General features: G+C 63.5%; 19 protein-coding genes. 5 read left to right on the top strand and 14 right to left on the bottom strand.

Translation table 11 applies throughout. From position 1 onward, the window contains the following. Window positions 1-14: 14 nt before the first annotated feature. The 12 genes from ACMDCR_RS23415 to coxB all read right to left on the bottom strand — a co-directional run bounded on the left by ACMDCR_RS23415 (window position 15) and on the right by coxB (window position 11,030). Window positions 15-766, bottom strand: a protein-coding gene (locus ACMDCR_RS23415; RefSeq protein WP_413988602.1) for an IS5 family transposase whose coding sequence is annotated in 2 segments (ribosomal slippage) — window positions 15-433 and window positions 433-766 — 753 coding nt in all. Because the reading frame shifts where the segments join, the coding sequence is not laid out codon by codon here. 97 nt (window positions 767-863) lie between these two features. Continuing rightward, a complete protein-coding gene (locus ACMDCR_RS23410) occupies window positions 864-1,451 on the bottom strand; it encodes a GNAT family N-acetyltransferase (RefSeq protein ID WP_413988931.1) in 588 nt (195 codons plus the stop codon). A gap of 116 nt (window positions 1,452-1,567) precedes the next feature. Further along, window positions 1,568-2,827: a M16 family metallopeptidase gene (locus ACMDCR_RS23405; RefSeq protein WP_413988930.1), complete on the bottom strand. Its 1,260-nt coding sequence runs from the start codon at window positions 2,825-2,827 to the stop codon at window positions 1,568-1,570. Continuing rightward, entirely contained in the window at window positions 2,824-4,236 is a 1,413-nt protein-coding gene (gene thrC, locus ACMDCR_RS23400) for a threonine synthase (protein ID WP_413988929.1), read from the bottom strand. Before thrC ends, ACMDCR_RS23405 begins: the two co-directional genes overlap by 4 nt. A gap of 214 nt (window positions 4,237-4,450) precedes the next feature. Continuing rightward, window positions 4,451-5,200: an SURF1 family protein gene (locus ACMDCR_RS23395; protein ID WP_413988928.1), complete on the bottom strand. Its 750-nt coding sequence runs from the start codon at window positions 5,198-5,200 to the stop codon at window positions 4,451-4,453. Between the two features lie 2 nt (window positions 5,201-5,202). Further along, on the bottom strand, window positions 5,203-5,583 hold the full coding sequence (locus ACMDCR_RS23390) for a DUF983 domain-containing protein (RefSeq protein WP_413988927.1): 381 nt from the start codon (window positions 5,581-5,583) through the stop codon (window positions 5,203-5,205). Between the two features lie 64 nt (window positions 5,584-5,647). Beyond that, a complete protein-coding gene (locus ACMDCR_RS23385) occupies window positions 5,648-6,484 on the bottom strand; it encodes a cytochrome c oxidase subunit 3 (protein ID WP_413988926.1) in 837 nt (278 codons plus the stop codon). 29 nt (window positions 6,485-6,513) lie between these two features. Then, complete coding sequence (locus ACMDCR_RS23380; RefSeq protein ID WP_413988925.1) at window positions 6,514-7,152, bottom strand: cytochrome c oxidase assembly protein; 639 nt, start codon at window positions 7,150-7,152, stop codon at window positions 6,514-6,516. 2 nt (window positions 7,153-7,154) lie between these two features. After that, window positions 7,155-7,400, bottom strand: a complete 246-nt coding sequence (locus ACMDCR_RS23375; RefSeq protein ID WP_413988924.1) for a hypothetical protein — start codon at window positions 7,398-7,400, stop codon at window positions 7,155-7,157. Then, entirely contained in the window at window positions 7,397-8,314 is a 918-nt protein-coding gene (locus tag ACMDCR_RS23370) for a heme o synthase (RefSeq protein ID WP_413993699.1), read from the bottom strand. The genes ACMDCR_RS23375 and ACMDCR_RS23370 overlap by 4 nt, the downstream gene beginning before the upstream one ends. A gap of 180 nt (window positions 8,315-8,494) precedes the next feature. Continuing rightward, window positions 8,495-10,132, bottom strand: coding sequence for a cytochrome c oxidase subunit I (gene ctaD / locus ACMDCR_RS23365; protein WP_413993698.1), 1,638 nt, complete (start codon window positions 10,130-10,132; stop codon window positions 8,495-8,497). Window positions 10,133-10,163: 31 nt separating this feature from the next. Then, window positions 10,164-11,030: a cytochrome c oxidase subunit II gene (coxB, locus tag ACMDCR_RS23360; RefSeq protein ID WP_413988923.1), complete on the bottom strand. Its 867-nt coding sequence runs from the start codon at window positions 11,028-11,030 to the stop codon at window positions 10,164-10,166. A 342-nt stretch (window positions 11,031-11,372) separates the two neighbouring features. Between coxB and ACMDCR_RS23355 the strand changes: the two genes are divergently transcribed. Further along, the gene (locus ACMDCR_RS23355; protein WP_413988922.1) at window positions 11,373-11,936 is read left to right on the top strand and encodes an invasion associated locus B family protein; all 564 of its coding nucleotides are present in this window, start codon (window positions 11,373-11,375) and stop codon (window positions 11,934-11,936) included. Between the two features lie 155 nt (window positions 11,937-12,091). Here the strand turns inward: ACMDCR_RS23355 and ACMDCR_RS23350 are convergent, their stop codons facing one another. Continuing rightward, a complete protein-coding gene (locus ACMDCR_RS23350; protein ID WP_413988921.1) occupies window positions 12,092-13,762 on the bottom strand; it encodes an acyl-CoA dehydrogenase family protein in 1,671 nt (556 codons plus the stop codon). A 156-nt stretch (window positions 13,763-13,918) separates the two neighbouring features. On the opposite strand from ACMDCR_RS23350, the gene ACMDCR_RS23345 reads away from it, so the two are divergent. Both ACMDCR_RS23345 and ACMDCR_RS23340 read left to right on the top strand, forming a co-directional pair. Further along, window positions 13,919-15,331, top strand: a complete 1,413-nt coding sequence (locus ACMDCR_RS23345; protein WP_413988920.1) for an MATE family efflux transporter — start codon at window positions 13,919-13,921, stop codon at window positions 15,329-15,331. A gap of 21 nt (window positions 15,332-15,352) precedes the next feature. After that, window positions 15,353-16,021, top strand: a complete 669-nt coding sequence (locus ACMDCR_RS23340) for a DUF937 domain-containing protein (RefSeq protein WP_413988919.1) — start codon at window positions 15,353-15,355, stop codon at window positions 16,019-16,021. Between the two features lie 108 nt (window positions 16,022-16,129). Here the strand turns inward: ACMDCR_RS23340 and ACMDCR_RS23335 are convergent, their stop codons facing one another. Further along, window positions 16,130-16,438 (bottom strand): DUF1127 domain-containing protein, encoded by a 309-nt coding sequence (locus ACMDCR_RS23335; protein ID WP_413988918.1) that lies wholly within the window; start codon window positions 16,436-16,438, stop codon window positions 16,130-16,132. 198 nt (window positions 16,439-16,636) lie between these two features. Between ACMDCR_RS23335 and ACMDCR_RS23330 the strand changes: the two genes are divergently transcribed. Together ACMDCR_RS23330 and ACMDCR_RS23325 are read left to right on the top strand one after the other, a co-directional pair. Beyond that, complete coding sequence (locus tag ACMDCR_RS23330; RefSeq protein ID WP_413988917.1) at window positions 16,637-17,515, top strand: LysR substrate-binding domain-containing protein; 879 nt, start codon at window positions 16,637-16,639, stop codon at window positions 17,513-17,515. A 3-nt stretch (window positions 17,516-17,518) separates the two neighbouring features. Beyond that, a complete protein-coding gene (locus ACMDCR_RS23325) occupies window positions 17,519-17,860 on the top strand; it encodes a cupin domain-containing protein (RefSeq protein WP_413988916.1) in 342 nt (113 codons plus the stop codon). Window positions 17,861-18,008: the final 148 nt, after the last annotated feature.

Genomic DNA, 18,008 nt, shown 5'->3' with positions numbered 1-18,008 from the left:
GGGTCGAGACTCAATCAGAGCCACCAGGTGACGGCAGCAGCGAGGTATACGCCTGCAGCGAAGACGATAGCGAGTTTGTCATAGCGTGTTGCGATGCGCCGCCAGTCCTTGAGCCTGCAGAACATACGTTCGATAAGATTTCTCTCTCTGTAGAGGGGTGGATAGAAGGGATGAGGTCGCTTGCGGGTTGGATTGTTGGGTATGACCGGCCGAGTTCCGCGCTCCAGCAAGAATTGGCGGAGGCCATCGCTGTCATAGGCAGTGTCTGCCGCACACAAGGCGGCTGGCGGCAAAGAAGCGAGCAAAGGCAGGGCTACTCTGACATCGCCCAATTGGCCGGGGGTCACTTCGAAGGCTATTGGTCGTCCCCAACCGTCTACAACGGCATGGATTTTGGTCGTGCGGCCAGCGCGTGAGCGCCCGATCGCTTGAATTTGGTCCCCCCTTTTCCGCCAGCGGCGGAACGATGGGCCTTGGCGGTTGTGGAGTCGATCATCTGCGCCTCGCCAGGAGTAACCTCGATCAAGGCGAGGAACAGGCGACGCCAAATTCCCTGCATCGTCCAACGTCGAAAGCGATTATAGACGGTGGTCGCCGGACCGTACCGAGCTGGGCAATCTTGCCAGCGGCACCCACTTTTGAGGACGTGGACAATGCCGCTGATGACCCGGCGATCATCGACCCGATGCGCGCCGGATCGATGCTTCGGCAAGAGTGGCTCAATCCTCGCCCATTGATCGTCACTGAACCAGAACTCATTCGCCATGATCCAAGCTCCAAGCTTCATTCAAAGCTTTGAATCACATTGGAAAAATTCTTTCAATAGCTTGAATGAGTTTCGACCCTAACACTCTCAGACCCCGTCATCTTATAGGATCATCGGCCAGGATCGCGTAGAGCAGGTGATCGCGCCAGGAGCCGGCGATGCACAGATAGGAGCGCGCATAGCCTTCGCGGATAAAGCCCACCTTTTCCAGGAGCCGGATCGAGGGTTCGTTCTCCGGAAGGCAGGCGGCCTCGACGCGGCGCAGGCGCAGGCCGTTGAAGGCGTAGGGCAGCATGGTGCGCACGGCGTCGCTCATATAGCCCTGGCCGGCATGGGCCTGGCCCATCCAATAGCCGAGCGAAGCGGTCTGCGCTACGCCGCGGCGGATCTGGCCGAGGGTGAGGCCGCCCACCAGCGCGCCATCGCTCTGGCGGAAGATGAAGAAGGGATAGGCCGCATCGGCTCGCACATCCTGGCTGTAGCGCTTCAGGCGGGCGCGGAAAGCCATGCGGGTGAGGTCGTTGGGCGGCCAGGTCGGCTCCCAGGGGCGCAGAAACTCGCGGCTGGCGGCGCGCAAGGCGGCCCAGGCCTCGAAATCGCGCATTTCGGGCGCACGCAACTCCACGCTGCGGCCCTGAAGCGGAGGCAGCACATCCGCGAAGGAAAAGGGCCGCAGGAAGGACATTTAGAACGCTTTACCTTCAGATCGAATCGTTAAGAATCGAAAAATACTTTTAATACCAACGAGTTACTTTTGAGAGCCACTTCTGCCTGAAAGCATTTTGCTCAAGGGCGTGCCCCTCACGCTGCCAATCGGGTGCGGATCTTGTCGAGGCGCGGGAGTTTGGCCACCGGCCCCAACGCGGCGAGCGTCGGCGTCGAAGCCAATAACGCCTCGCCCGCTTTGCGCACATCATCCGCGGTGACGGCCTCGATCCTGGCAATGAGTTCCGCCGGTGGCAGCGGGCGGCCCCAGATCAGCATGTGACGCGCCATCTGCTCGGCCCGCATGGACGAGGATTCGAGCGCCATCAGGAGGCCCGCCTTCATCTGTGCCTTGGCACGAGCGATCTCGGCTTCCCCGGGGGCCCGCGCCGTCTCGGCGACGGTGTCGAGGATCACGGGAACGAGCTCCGGCAACTCGTCAGGCCCGGCGCCAGCGGAAATGCCGAACACGCCTGTGTCCGAATAGCCCCATTGAAACGCGTAGACCGAATAGCATAGGCCCCGCTTCTCGCGCACTTCCTGGAACAGGCGCGAGGACATTCCCCCACCAAGGATGTTGGTGAACACGCCCAGCGCCGGGCTGAGCTCGTCGCGATAGGAGCGGCCAGCAAAGCCGATCAGCACATTGGCCTGTTCGTGATCGGTCTCCTCGACATGCTCGCCGCCGCGATAGGTGGCGGGCGTCGGCGCCGGGCCAGTGCCTTGGGGCAGGCCAACGAAGAGACGGGCAGCGTCCTCGACGACACGGTCGTGGTCGACGGCACCGGCGGCGGCCACCACCATGCGCCCGGCACGGTAATGGGTGTCGAGGTAGTCCTGGATGGCGCCGCGGTTGAACGACATCACCGTCTCCGGGGTGCCGAGAATGGGGCGGCCGATCGCCTGGCCGGGGAAGGCGGCCTGATTGAACATGTCGAAGACGAGGTCGTCGGGGGTGTCCTCGGCCGCACTGATCTCTTGCAGGATGACGTTCTTCTCGCGCGCCAGTTCATCCTTGTCGAATACAGACTGGGTGAGGATATCGGCAAGGATGTCAAAGCCGAGTCCGACGTCTTCCTTCAGCACGCGGGCGTAATAGGCGGTCTGCTCGCCGGAGGTGGCGGCGTTGAGTTCGCCGCCGGCACTCTCGATCTCCTCGGCGATGCGCTTGGCGTCACGGCTCTTCGTGCCCTTGAAGGCCATGTGCTCGAGGAGATGGGCGAGGCCATGCTCCTTCTCGCCCTCCGAGCGGGCACCCGCGCCTGCAAAGACACCGAGCGAGGCGGTTTCGAGATGGGCCATGGCGTCGGTGACGACGATCAGGCCCGATGGCAACGTGGTAACCTTGACGCTCATGCCGCTTCGCCCTGGGCGGCGCGGGAGTGCTGGCGCACGAAAGCTTCGATGGCGCCCTGGTCGTTCGGCAGCACGGTGAAGCGTTCCGGGCGTTCATGCAGGTCGGCGAGGAAATCCGGCAGCTTGGGCTCGATGCCGCAGGCCGCTTTCACCGCCGCTGGGAACTTGGCTGGATGGGCGGTGCCGAGCACCACCATCGGCACGCTGCGGTCGGGTTCCGACTTCCAGGCGGCGACCACGCCAACCGCGGTATGTGGATCGAGCAGGTAGCCGGAGAAACGCCAGGTAAGGTTGATCGCCTTGGCGATCTCGGCCTCGTCGGCGCGTTCGGCGTCGAACTCGTCGGCGATCGCCTCGTAGGCGGCTCCCTCGACCACGAAGGCACCTGACTGCGCAAGGTTCGCCATCAGGCGTCGCACCTGCGCCGGATCGCGCCGATGCGCATCGAACAGCAGGCGCTCGAAATTGGAGGAGACCTGGATATCCATCGAGGGCGAGGAGGTGGCGACCACGCCGCGCGCCTCATAGACGCCCGTGGCGACAGTGCGGGCGAGGATGTCATTGACATTGGTGGCGATCAGCAGCCGCTCGATCGGCAGGCCCATGCGCTTGGCGACATAGCCGGCGAAGATGTCGCCGAAATTGCCGGTTGGTACCGAGAAGGAGACCGGGCGGTGTGGGGCGCCCAGCGCTACGGCGGCCGTGAAATAATAGACGATCTGCGCGACGATGCGGGCCCAGTTGATCGAATTGACGCCTGACAGGCCCATCTCGTCACGGAAGTCGAGATGGTTGAACATTGCCTTCAGCTGCGCCTGGCAATCGTCGAAATTGCCCTCCAGCGCTACGGCGTGGACGTTGGGCGCAGCCACCGTGGTCATCTGCCGGCGCTGCACGTCCGAGACCCGGCCGTGCGGATAGAGGATGACGATGTCGACCTGGTCGAGGCCGCGGAAAGCCTCGATAGCGGCGCTGCCGGTGTCACCGGAGGTGGCGCCGACGATGGTGGCGCGCTTGTTGCGGGCCTTGAGAGCGTAGTCCATCAAGCGGGCGAGGAGCTGCATCGCCACGTCCTTGAAGGCCAGCGTCGGGCCGTGGAAGAGCTCCTGGACGAAGAGGTTGTCGCCTATCTGCACCAGCGGGGCCACGACGGGGTGGTCGAAGCAGCCATAGGCTTCCTGCAGCATGTGACGCAGTGCGCCAGGCTCGATCTCGTCGCCGATGAAGGGGGCAATCACCGATTCGGCTACCTGCCAATAGGGCTTGCCGGCAAAAGAGGCGATGGTGGCGTGCGAGAGAACCGGCCAAGTCTGTGGCACATAGAGCCCGCCGTCGCGGGCGAGGCCGGCGAGAAGAGCATCGCAAAAACCGAGGACGGGTGCTTCGCCCCGGGTGGAAACATAACGCACGGGTCTATCCTTTTCGGTGCCGGGAACGGGGAATGAGACAGCAAATCCGGTTCCACACAGCTAGGGTTCATCCTGTAATCCGCATGCGGCGTGCGGGCAAGGCGCGTATCGCCGTCTCGTTGCTCCTAAGCGTCTTTGCGATCTGGCTGAATTACCAAAAATCGCAAGGGCGCGTCCGAAAATGGAATGAGAGCGACCCAGCCTTGGCTGTGCTCTAGGCGCTCTTGCTGCGGCGCTGACGCAACATGAAGGCGATGTAGACACCCACCAGGCCGATGGCGAGGCCGAACCAGGTCAGAGCATATTGCAGGTGGTTGTTGGGAAAGGATAGAATCGTCTCCCCGCCCTGCGGCAGGCCGCCGGGCGTACTCTGGTCGGCGTCGATGAAGAAGGGGGCGACACGCGTCAGCTTCTCCGCCTTGGCGATGCCCTGGATGTCGCGCGTGAACCAATCTCCTGTGGCCGGATTGTCGGCGGGCGTGAAGATGTTGCGATCCTCCGTCCAACGGGCAAGGCCGGTGATGGTGACGGGACCGGTAATCTGCCCGGCAGGACGTGTGGCCGGATCCTTGGCGCTTTCGGGCACGAAACCGCGGTTGATGAGGATGGCGGAGCCGTCATCGCGGATCAGAGGGGTCAGCACCCAATAGCCGACGCCCTTCGCCGGCCCCTTGGCGTCGGGCAGGTTGGTAAAAGCGCGGACCTCCTTAGAATGGTCGAAGGTGCCGCTGACCTGCCAGTGCCGATATTCGAGATCGTCCTGCTTTAGGGCGGGCCATTGCGCCTCGGGGGGAGGGGGAACAGGTGGAGCAGTGGTGCGCTCGCTGACCTCGCGAATCAGGCCCTCCTTCCATTGCAGCCGTTCAAGCTGCCAGACCCCAAGGCCGATCAGGAAGGCGCACATTCCCAGCATGCCAAGCGTGAGAATCAGCAGCGAACGCCGCTGAGACGAAGGCGGGATCATGGTCACTGCTCGAGCCGGCCTTCGGCTGCCTGCTTGGTGTATTGCAGGGCGACCAGAATGCCCTTCATGACACGAAGGAGCGTGAGGCAGACGATCAGCGAGAGCGGCAGCCAGAGCACGACATGCACCCATACAGGCGGGGAGAAGGTGAATTCCACATAGAGTGCCCCTCCCAGGATGATGAAGCCTGCTACCAGGATCACCAGCACTGCGGGCCCATCACCCGAATCGGCAAAGCTGTAGTCGAGGCCGCAGGCGCTGCATTTGGGCTTGAGGCTGATGAAACCGGCGAACAGCTTGCCCTGCCCGCAGCGAGGACACAGCCCCCGGGGACCGGTCTGGAACGGCGAAATCGACGGGTAGTGACGATGATCCTGGGACATGGCGGTCTCCAAAAGGAAACGGCCGGGTGATCCCGGCCGCCTCGAACAATTTCTGTGCCAGGGTTCAGCCGTGCACGCCGCCGGGACCGTGACCCCAGACGTAGATGCAGGCGAACAGGAACAGCCAGACCACGTCGACGAAATGCCAGTACCAGGCGGCAAATTCGAAGCCGAGGTGGTGGCGCAATGTGAACTGGTCGTAACTGGCGCGCCACAGGCAGACGGCCAGGAAGATGGTGCCGATGATCACATGGAAGCCGTGGAAGCCGGTCGCCATGAAGAAGGTCGAGCCATAGATGTGGCCGGAGAAGCCGAACGGCGCGTGGGCATACTCATAGGCCTGGCAGGCGGTAAAGAACAGGCCGAGGATGACGGTGAGGAGAAGGCCGTTGCGCAGGCCCTTCTTGTCGCCTTCCAGCAAAGCGTGGTGAGCCCAGGTCACCGTGGTGCCGGAGGTCAATAGGATCAGCGTGTTGAGCAGCGGCAGGTGCCAGGGATCGAGCGTCTCGATGCCCTTGGGCGGCCAGACGCCGCCGGTCAGGGCCGTACGGGCAACTTCATTGGCCTGGCCCGGGAAGAGGGCGACGGCGAAATAGGCCCAGAACCAGGCCACGAAGAACATCACCTCGGAGGCGATGAACAGCATCATGCCGTAGCGGTGATGCAGCTGCACGACAGGGGTATGGTCTCCCCCGGCAGCTTCCTTGATGACGTCAAGCCACCACATCATCATGGTGTAGAGCACGCCGATCAGTCCGGCTCCGAACACGAACGGGCCGACTGAAGCGCCATGCATCCAGGTGATCAGGCCGATCGCCAGGACGAAAGCCGACATCGCGCCGACGAACGGCCACGGGCTCGGATTTACGAGGTGGTAATCATGGTTCTTGGCGTGAGCCATGGTCTTCTCCAGATGCCGGTCGCCCGGATTTACAACTGCGGTTTCGTCGTGGCCGGTTCGGCGGCCGCGACGGGAGTCACTGGCTGCTTGGCCGGATAATAGGTGTAGGACAGCGTGATTGTCTTCACGCCCCTGAGGTAATCCACCTTGTCGATGGCGGGATCGACAAAGAAGACCACAGGCAATTCACGGCTCTCGCCCGGCGCCAGGCTCTGGCTGGTGAAGCAGAAGCACTGGATCTTCGAGAAATAAGCGCCCGTCTCCTGCGGCGTCACGTTATAGGCAGCCGAGGCCCAGGTGGTTTGGTTGGAGAGGTTGGTGATCCTGTAATAGATCGTCCTGACCTCGCCGGCCTTGACGGTGACGGAGCGCTGCTCGGGCTCGAACTTCCAGGGCAGGGCCGGATTGATGTTGGAATCGAAGCGCACCTCGAAACTGCGGTCGATGGTCTGGGCCGGCGCCGCTTCCGCGACCCTCGTCGTGCCGCCGAAGCCGGTGACCTTGCAGAACAGGGTGTAGAGCGGCACCGACGCGTAGGCCGCACCCACCATCGAGGCCACGAAGGCGAGGCAGCAGATCGCGATCAGGCCGTTGCTGGCCTTGGGCTTTGGTGTCCCAGCTTGCGGTGTCTCAGCTTGAGGGGTCTTGGCGCGATCGGGGGTGCTCATCGTCAGAATCCCTGGTCGCCGATGCCGGGGCCCTTGACGAAGCTCACGGCGTAAACCAGCAGCACGAAGGCGATGAGCGCCGCTGCAAGCGCGATGCTGCGCCAGTGCAGCTTGCGGGCCTGGTCCGGCGGAAGCTTGGCCATCCAGCTGTCCCGGGGCGGGCGCTGATAGGCGAGCGGGCGGAACAGGATGATCAGGAGAAGGACGATCAGCGCCGGGCCGACGAACCACAGATGGTTGCTCATCATGCCATCATCCTCATGACCAGGGCCTCGCCGAGGAGGCAGGCGAAGAGGACGAAAAGATAGAGGATGGAATAGCCGAACATGCGCTTGGCCGGCCCCATGTCGTCGGGCTTGCGCCAGATCTCGATGGCCAGCCAGAGCATGCCGAGGCCGCCAAGGCCGGAAACGATGCCATAGGTCCAGTGTGCGAAGCCCAGGAACCAGGGCAGCATGCCGATCGGCGCCAGCAGCACGGTGTAGATCAGGATCTGCTTGCGGGTTTCGCGCGCGCCGGAGACCACGGGCAGCATGGGCACGCCGGCTTTCTCGTAGTCGCCCGACTTGAAAAGGGCGAGCGCCCAGAAATGCGGCGGCGTCCACACGAAGATCAGGGCGAACAGCACGAGGCTTTCCAGCGATACCGTGCCGGTGGCGGCAGCATAGGCGACAACCGGGGGTAGGGCGCCAGCAGCGCCTCCGATGACGATGTTCTGCGCTGTCCAGCGCTTCAGCCACATCGTGTAGACGACGACATAGAAGAAGATGGTGAAGGCGAGCAGGCCTGCGGCAAGGGTATTGGTGAACACGCCGAGCACCAGCACCGAGGCGCAGGACAGGATGATGCCGAAGGTGAGCGCCTCGTTGGGATGGATGAGCCCGGCCGGGATCGGGCGCTTGCGGGTGCGGCTCATCACGGCGTCGATATCGGCGTCGTACCACATGTTGAGGGCGCCCGATGCCCCGGCGCCGACCGCGATGGCGATCAGGGCGGCCAGGCCGACGACCGGGTGGATGTGAACCGGCGCCATCACCATGCCGGTGAGGGCGGTGAAGACCACGAGCGACATCACGCGCGGCTTGAGCAGGGCCACGAAGTCGCCCGCCGAGGCGATGCTGATCGCGGGATCAGCCTCGTCCACCTGGCCGTTCATGGGCATGCCGATATCGCTCAATGCAGTTTCCTTGGTGGCAGGCCACAAGGCCGCCTGTTGGTGCTTGAAGTTTCTTGCTTGAACCTTCGTCTTTCGAAGGCTCGAGGAAGAAACCGGGACCTCCGCTCGGAGGCGTAAGGGCGGCCGTTGGTGCGGCCGCCCTCGAATGCTCTTGGTTCGCGGCGCTTAGCGGATGCGCGGCAGGGTCTCGAACTGGTGGAAGGGCGGCGGCGAGGGCAGAGTCCATTCCAGCGTGGTGGCACCTTCGCCCCAGGGATTGGCCGCAGCCCGTTCCTTGTGCTTGAACAGCGCGTACCAATTCCCCCACAGGAAGAAGATCACGCCGCCGGCGAAGATGAAGGCACCCATCGAGGAGATGAAGTTCCAGCCGGCGAAGGCCGGGTTGTAGTCGACGACATGGCGGGGCATGCCGGCCAGCCCCAGGAAGTGCTGCGGCATGAAGAGCAGGTTGGCGCCGATAAAGGCGATCCAGAAATGCCACTGGCCGATCCAGTCGGGGATGATGTAGCCGAACATTTTCGGGAACCAGTAGTACCAGCCAGCGAAGATCGAGAACACAGCGCCAAGCGACAGCACGTAGTGGAAGTGGGCCACCACGTAATAGGTGTTGTGCAGCGAGCGGTCGACGCCGGCATTGGCGAGCATCACGCCCGTCACGCCGCCGATGGTGAACAGGAAGATGAAGCCCGTCGCCCAGACCATCGGCGCCTTGAAGTCGATCGAGCCGCCCCACATCGTGGCGATCCAGGAGAAGATCTTCACGCCGGTCGGTACTGCGATGACCATGGTGGCGAACACGAAGTAGGCCTGCGTGTCGACGTCGAGGCCGACGGTGTACATGTGGTGGGCCCACACGACGAAGCCGACGACACCGATGGCGACCATGGCGTAGGCCATGCCGAGATAGCCGAAGATCGGCTTGCGCGAGAAGGTCGAGACGATGTGGCTGATGATGCCGAAGCCGGGCAGGATCAGGATGTAGACTTCCGGATGGCCAAAGAACCAGAACAGGTGCATCCACAGGATCGGGTCACCGCCATGGGCGGCGTCGAAGAAGGCGGTGCCGAAGTTGCGGTCCGTCAGCAGCATGGTGATGGCGCCGGCCAGGACGGGCAGCGACAGCAGCAGCAGGAAGGCGGTGACCAGCACGCCCCAGGCGAACAGCGGCATCTTGTGCAGCGTCATGCCGGGTGCGCGCATGTTGAAGATCGTGGTGATGAAGTTGATGGCGCCAAGGATCGAGGAAGCGCCGGCCAGATGCAGCGCCAGGATGGCGAAGTCCATGGCCGGGCCGGGCGTGCCAGCGAGCGAGGACATCGGCGGATAGGCCGTCCAGCCGGTACCGACGCCGTAGTCGGTCGGGCCGGGGCCGCCGGGAACGAACATCGAGATGATCAGGAGGCTGATCGCCGGGATCAGCAGCCAGAACGAGATGTTGTTCATGCGCGGGAAGGCCATGTCGGGCGCGCCGATCATGATCGGGACGAACCAGTTGCCGAAACCGCCGATCATCGCGGGCATCACCATGAAGAAGATCATGATGAGGCCGTGGGCCGTCACGAAGGCGTTGAAGGTGTAGGGGTTGGTGAAGATCTGCATGCCCGGGAACATCAGTTCCGCGCGCATCATCACAGAGAGGAAGCCGCCAATGATGCCCGCGCAGAGCGCGAAGATCAGGTAGAGCGTGCCGATGTCCTTGTGGTTGGTCGAGTAGACGTAACGGCGCCAACCGGTCGGATGATCATGCGCGTGATCGTCATGGGCATGGTCGTCATGCACCGATGCATCGGGAGCAGTGGCCATCATTCAATCCTCTAGTCGAGCCGTCAGGCCGTTACTGTACAATCGCGGCCGCCGAAGCGACCTTGTTCTGGCTGTCGCCGTTCAGGGCCGACTTCTTGCTGGCAGCCCATTTGTCGAAGTCTTCCTGGCTGACCACATGCACGGAGATGGGCATGAAAGCGTGGTCATGGCCGCATAGCTGCGAGCACTGGCCATAATACCACCCTTCGCGGGTGGCCTTGAACCAGGTTTCGTTGAGGCGGCCGGGAATGGCGTCGATCTTCACGCCGAAGGAATTCACCGAGAAGGCGTGGATCACGTCGGTCGCGGTGACCTGGACGACCACGGTCTTGTTGACCGGCACCACCATCTCGTTGTCGACGGCGAGCAGCCAGGGCTTGCCCTCGGCCTTCACCTTGTCCTCGTCGCGGCGCATGGTGGAGGTGAAGGTGAAGTCGCCATTGTCGGGATATTCATAGTCCCAGCTCCACTGGCTGGCCGTGGCCTTGATGGTGAGGTCAGCCTTCGGAATGACTTCTTCGAAGTAGAGGAGCTTGAAGGAGGGCAGGGCGATCAGCACGAGGATGAGGATCGGGCCCACTGTCCAGATGACTTCGATCAACGTGTTGTGCGTCACCTTGGACGGCACCGGATTGGCCTTCTTGTTGAAGCGGAAGATCACATAGAGCAGCAGCGCCATCACGAAGAGGGTGATGGGCACGATGAACCACATCACATAGCCGTGGAACCAGCGGATATAGTCCATCACCGGCGTGGCTGCTTCCTGCAGGCCCATCTGCCAGGGCTGGGGCTCGCCGAGGCCACCCGTCTCCTGGGCGAAGGCCGTGCCCATGGTGAGGCCCAACAGCAAGGACGTCAGCACCACCCCGCTCATAGTCTTCTTAAGATGGAAAGCCATCCGCCTTCTCTCCAATTCCCGCCAGCTGCCGATGCCCGAGATACGTCACCTTGGCACGGTGCCGACCCTGGAGCGCCAATCGCAGTTTATCTGGCGCGCAGATTTCACGGATTGGAACTCATGTAAAGCACACGGTCACTCAAAAACCATAATCCACAGCGCATCGCAATGGCTGGGAGTCACGGGTTTGTGCGGCAATTGGGCGCGAAAGCGCCACAGACCGCCTTCAGCTTGCTTCCCGCATCGTCATGGCGGCGTCCTTGACAGGCCAAGCCTGTCTGGTACGCGTCGCGGCAGAGATCCAAAACGGGCCCGCGGGCCCTGATTCGGCGAGGATATAACTTGCTGGCACATATATTGAATATTGCCGTGTGGACGCCGCTGCGGCGCCTTTCCTGCCTGTCGCTCCTGAGCCTTGCTCTGGCCGGTGGCTTGGCGGCAAACGCCCAGGCCCAGGCCCAGACCGATACCGAGCAATATGGGACGCTCCGCTCCAAGCACGACAATTGGCAGGTCCGCTGTGATACGCCGCCCGGAGCCCAGCGCGAGCAGTGTGCTCTCGTCCAGGCCGTTACCGCGTCCGACCGGCCGAACATCGCGCTTTCCGTCCTCGTGCTGCGCACGGCTGACCAGAAGAGCCGTCTCCTGCGCGTGATCGCACCGCTGGGAGTGCTGCTGCCTGCCGGTCTCGGCCTGAAGATCGACAACCAGGATGTCGGCCGCGCCGGCTTCGTGCGCTGCATGCCGACGGGCTGTCTTGCCGATATCGTGCTCGACGACGCGCAGATCGGCATGCTGCGCAACGGCAAGGAAGCAACCTTCATCATCTTCCAGACGCCGGAGGACGGCATCGGAATTCCGCTGACGCTGAAAGGCTTTGGCGAAGGGTTTGATGAATTGAAGTGAGTTCCCCGGGTGCGCGGACGTCCCGTCCGCCTCCTCCTTTCCGACAAACGCGGTGGTTCCAAGATGCGGACGGGACGCCCGCGCACCTGGGAGAGACCTGCCCTGCCGCGCCTTTTCTTTCGGCGTCTCCGGTTCGAGAGCGGATCGTCCGACGCTCACTTGAGTGTCGCAGGGACCTTTGCGCTCCCAACCACAGCACGCTCCAGGATCGGTCCCAGCTTCAGCCCGGCCGGCAAGGCGCCGTAACAGCCCCGCATGCCGCCATTGAGCCGCCCGGCGACAAAGGTTTCGGCGACATCAGCGGGCGCATGGCGCAGCAGGAGAGAGGCCTGCAGCCCGAGCGCCAGATCCTCGACCAGCCGGCGGGCTGTTGGTTCCGCCGATGCGAGGTCCTGCAAGCCAGCCTCGATGCCGGACAGGAACCGGTCATAGTCCCGGTCGAGCCCCTTGGATGCCTCGAGCTCCATTCTCAAGGCACCCAGGCTCGCGCGCTCGCGCGCGAGTGCGCGCAAGACGTCGAGCGCGTTGACATTGCCGGACCCCTCCCAGATCGCGTTAACCGGTGCTTCCCGATAGAAGCGGGCGAGCGGGCCTTCCTCGACAAAGCCGTTGCCGCCGAGACACTCCAGCGCCTCATAGCTGTGGTTCGGCAGGCGCTTGGTTACCCAGAATTTGGCGATGGCCGCGCCGATGCGGGCGAAGGCCGTCTCCTCCGGAGAGCCGCCGTCAAACGCTCGGGCGATCCGCATGACGAGGGCGGTCGCCGCCTCCGCCTCGATGACGAGGTCGGCGAGAACCGTCTGCATCAGCGGCTGGTCGATCAGGTGCATGCCGAAGGCCTTGCGGTGGGCGGCGTGGTGCACGGCCTCGACGGCGCAGTGGCGCATCATGCCTGCACAGACAAGGGCGGCGTCGAGCCGCGTCTGGTTGACCATGGCCATGATGGTCGCGACGCCGCGCCCTTCCTCGCCGATGCGCCAGGCGAGCGCACCCGCATACTCGATCTCGGCCGAGGCGTTGGAGCGGTTGCCGAGCTTGTCCTTCAGCCGCTGTATGAATATCGGATTGCGCTTTCCGTCCGGCCGCCAGCGCGGGGTGAAGAAGCAAGTGAGCCCGCCGGGCGCCTGGGCGAGCGTGAGGAAGCCGTCGGACATCGGCGCCGAGCAGAACCATTTATGCCCGGTGAGTTCGTAGTGATCGCCACCGAGCGGGCGGGCCAGCGTCGTATTGGTGCGCACGTCGGAGCCGCCCTGCTTCTCGGTCATTGCCATGCCGATGGTGGCGCCACGCTTGGCCGTGGCGGGCCCGGCGGCGGGATCATAGGCATTGGCAATGATGAGCGGAGCCCATTCGGCATGGAGACCCTCGTTCTGCAGGAGCACCGCCAAGCTCGCGCCGGTCATGGTGATCGGGCAGCACACGCCGGGCTCGACCTGCGTGAGCATGTATTCCAGGGCGGCGTGGGCGACGAAGGCGCCCGGACGGCCCGAGGCCGGCAGGGAATGGATGCCGGCTTCCAGCCCTTGCGCCATCAAGGCATGGTAGGCCGGGTGGTATTCCACGAAATCGATGCGCTGGCCGAAGCGGTCGAAGCTGTGGAGTTGCGGTGGATGGCGATTGGCGGCTTCGCCTCGAGCGATACTATCGGCCGTACCGATGGCGGCCCCGAAGGCGTGGACGGTCTCCTCCGCCCAGCCGGCCCCCTCGCGCCGCAGAGCCTCCTGCAGGCCGGGATCGCTGGCGAACAGGTTGTAGTCGATCAGCGGCGGGACTTGATTGGTAACCTGATGGGTCGGCAAATCGCTGATCGGATCCCGCGCAATCATATCAGGCCTCCCGCTTTCCGAGCTCAAACTATCGTGGGGGCAGCATCGTGGCGAGGGGATGATGGTGATATTTGTTTCCCGCAGCCTCGGAACGGCCTATATGCGCGCTGCGCGTCCCCCGCCTTCGGGCAAAGGGCTTACGAGACTGGAAAGACGATGGATCATCCCCAGGCCGACGATGCCGCACTGCCGTCCGAGGCGGTGGTCCAGCCGGCGGGGATGTCTCCGCCAGCCAAATTCGTCACCGGCTCGATCATGCGCCATGTGATCGTGATGACTTCCACCGGCTCGATCGGGCTCACGGCGGTGTTCGCCGTCGATCTCATCAATCTGTGGTACATCTCGCATCTGGGCGACACCGTCGCCACCGCGGCGGTCGGCTATGGCTCGACCATCCTGTTCGTCACCACCTCTATCTGCATCGGCATCATGATCTCCGCCGGCGCTTTGTGCTCGCGGGCCCTCGGCGCGCGCAACCGGCCGCTTGCCCGCCGCTATGGCGCTTCGATCCTGGTCTGGATGCTGCTCGTCACCGGCGCAGTGGCGGTCCTGACTTTCCCGTTCATCGGCTCGATGCTGCGCCTCCTGGGCGCGCAAGGCCGCACGCTTGGCCTGTCGACCCTTTATCTCCAGATCACCATGCCGACGGTGGTGCCGATGGGGGTCGGCATCGGCCTTTCGGGCGTGCTGCGCGCGGTGGGTGACGCCAAGCGGGCCATGTATGTCACGCTCTCGGGCGCCATGGTCGCGGCCATCCTCGATCCGATCTTCATCCTCTGGCTGGGTTTCGGGGTAGAGGGGGCTGCGATCGTGATCGTGTTCTCCCGTCTGGCGCTTGCGCTTGTGGGCTGGTACGGCGCCGTGCGCGTGCATGACCTCGTCGGCCGCCTTTCCCTGAAGCGCGCGCTGGAGGATGCCGAGCCGATCGCAGCCATCGCCGGACCGGCCGTGCTCGCCAACCTGGCCACGCCCGTCGCCAATGGCTACATGACGGCGATACTTGCTCCCTTCGGGGATGGGGCGGTGGCGGGCAATGCCGTCATGGGCCGGCTGATCGCCTTCTGCTTCGGTGGCATCTTCTCGCTCTCCGGCGTGGTCGGCCCGATCTTCGGCCAGAATTACGGTGCGGGCCGGCTCGACCGCGTGCACCGCACGCTCTCGGACGCCTTCTTGTTCACCACGCTCTATGCCGTTGTTGTGTGGGCTGCCCTTGCGCTCTGCCACCACCTCGTCATCCGCGCCTTCAATATCACGGATCCACAGGCGGCCCGCCTGATCGAGTTCTTCTGCCTGTTCGTGGCGGGATCCTGGGCCTTTCACGGCCTGCTCTTCGTCGCGAACGCTTCCTTCAACAATCTCGGTTTTCCTTTTGCCTCGACGGTGTTCAACTGGGGCAAGGCCACGCTCGGCACGATTCCTTTCGCCATGCTGGGCGCGAAGCTATGGGGGGCGGAGGGGGCATTGGCCGGGCAGGGGCTCGGCGCGGTGCTGTTCGGCGTGATTGGTGTATGGTGGGCCTATCGGTCGATCGGGCAGTTGAAGCTGCCCGGCACCAGCAGGGCTACCTGATTAGACGGGGCGGGAACAAGCATGAATACTCTCTTCGATCTTTTCAGCAGTGCCCAGAACGGCAAGGCGATCGACAATATGGCGCGCCAGTTCGAGCTCAGCCACCAGCAGGCCATGGCGGCGACGCAGGCGCTGCTGCCGGCCTTCTCCCTTGGCCTGAAGCGGCAGGTGGAAAACGCCAGGGTGGCGCCCACGCTGCCCAATTTCTTCGGCCTTGCCGGCATGCCCGAAGTGGACGCCTTCCAGAACGCGGCCCAGGCCTTCACGCAGCAGGCGATCCAACAGGGCCAGCAGATCATGGCCGCCTTGTTCGGCTCGCCGGACATGACCCGGGCGCTCTCCCAGCTTGCTGCGGCCCAGAGCGGCGTGGCGCCGCCGGTGATCGCGGCGATGATGCCCGCCATGGCCTCGATCCTGGTGGGCGGCCTTGCTCATGCGGCTACCCCAAGGTCGTCCGGCAACCCGATGGCCGATATGGTCACGTCGATGATGCAGGCCTTCCAGCCGCAGGCGCCCAAACCCGCCCTGGACATCGCGGCGCTGTGGGCGCCGTTCCTTGCGCCTTATCAGGCCCCGAAGAGGCCGGAACCTCAGGATATGTTCAGCCAGATGCTGGAGGCCGGCAGCAAGATGCAGAAGGCGCAGGCCGAGGCCATGCAATCACTGTTCGAGGCCTGGTGGGGGAAGTGATAGGCGCACTCCCAGCAACGAAAAAGCCCGCTTCGGTCGAAGCGGGCTGAGGTGCGGAAGTCACGCTTCCGGGGCGTTCCGCCGCAGGGGTAGCGGCAAGAATTCGTGTCAGCGGGGAAGGCCGACGAAATTGTCGTGCTTGGCGGCCTTGTTGGCGCGGCGCCAATCCATCTGCGCCTCGACGAGGTGAGCCGACGGATCATGCCAGAAGGGCTGGGCGAGAGCGCCGTCGAGGTCCGTCGGCGTGATGCCGAGATCGCGCAGCATCGCAGCATCGAAATTCGCCAGCTGATTGATTTCTCGGCGATTTTTGATTGCCATGGAGATGGCCGCGACCTTGGTGACGACAGCCTGCAGCGCCGCGCGGAAGATCGACACGTGCGAAGGGGACTTGCTGTTGACGGTAACGCTATTCATCGGACTCTCCATCGGCGGCCGGTGATGTAACGACCCCGGTGGGTCGTTCCAATCATCACCAAAACTGAACAGTTGCACTATGAAACATTGTCATTGATCAATCCAACGAATGTTTCTAATGTTCAGCATAAGCGATTGTTATCGAAGCCCGAGACAACCTTTGCGGTGCGCTCCTCGGGCTGAAAGGGAGGGGTCCACATGGCTGTGCTGCTGGATATCGATCAGCTCCGGACCTTCATCGCCATTGCCGAAACCGGCAGCTTCACCCGTGCCGCCGAGATCGTGTTCAAGACCCAATCCGCCGTATCCATGCAGATGAAGCGGCTGGAGGAGCGTATCGGCAAGCCAATCTTCGAGCGCGACGGGCGTTCCTCGAAGCTCACGGAGGATGGCGAGAAGCTGCTCGACTACGCCAGGCGCATCGTCAAGCTCAACATGGATGCCGTCGGTGCCTTTACCGAGACCGAGCTCACCGGCCGCGTCCGCCTCGGCGTGCCGGATGATTACGCCGACCGCTATCTGCCGGATATCATGGCGGGCTTCAGCCAAGCCAATCCACGGGTCGAAGTGACGATCGTGTGCGAGCCAACCACCATGCTGGTGGAGCGCATCCAGGCCAATGAGCTGGATCTGGCCATCATCACCCATGTCGAGCACAAGGGCCCGGCGGAGTTCGTCAGGCATGAGCGCCTGTTATGGGTCACCTCCAGCCGCCACCAGGTCCATAACGAGACGCCGCTGCCGATGGCGCTCGGACGGGCCAGTTGCTGCTGGCGTCAGGCCGCGCAGGAGAAGCTGGAAGGCCTCAACCGCCAGTACCGGGTACTCTATTCAAGCTGGAATTCGACGGCGGTGGGCGCCATGGTGTTGGCCGGCCTTGCCGTTTCCGTGCTGCCGGAGAGCGCGCTGAGGCCGGGCATGCGTGTGCTTGGGCCGAGCGATGGTTTCCCGCCGCTGCCCTCCTGCAAGATCGGATTGCTGCGCAACTGGCGCGAGCAGACTTCGCTTACCGATGCGCTCGCCAATCTGATCATCCAGAGCCTCGACAATCTCGCTCAGAACGAGGCGGCCGAGTGAGTCATGGCGGACAGTTCCCGGGACTGGCTGAAACCCCTTTCCTTCTTCCGCGACCATCTCGGCAAGGACGGCAATCCCTTCTTCACCGGCATGGCGCATGGCACCATGACCGTGGAACTTTACAAGCCCGTCGGCAGCGACCTGCAGCAGCCGCATGCCCAGGACGAACTCTACATCGTCATCGCCGGCACCGGCAATTTCTCGAAGGCGGGGGAGGTACGCACCTTCGGCCGAGGCGATCTGATCTTCGTGGAAGCGGGCCTCGAGCATCGATTCGAGACTTTCAGCGAAGACTTTGAAACCTGGGTGATTTTCTGGGGACCACGGGGTGGCGAGAGTGCCTGACAGCGTGGCCTGTCGCGGGATGCGGAGCCTTAGTCTTATCTTTCCCGCAAGACGCTCGGTTCCAGGAATGGCGGTCAGAGACCGCCACTCCAATCCTCCACGATTTCGGGAAGGGTGGCACTCGCATCATTGCGCATATTCAGTGTTC

It is taken from the genome of Labrys okinawensis, from assembly GCF_047345005.1.
In the GTDB taxonomy this organism is placed as follows: Bacteria; Pseudomonadota; Alphaproteobacteria; order Rhizobiales; family Labraceae; genus Labrys; species Labrys okinawensis.
The sequence above is the reverse complement of the archived record's forward strand: the minus strand, read 5'-3'. Positions and strand labels throughout refer to the sequence as shown.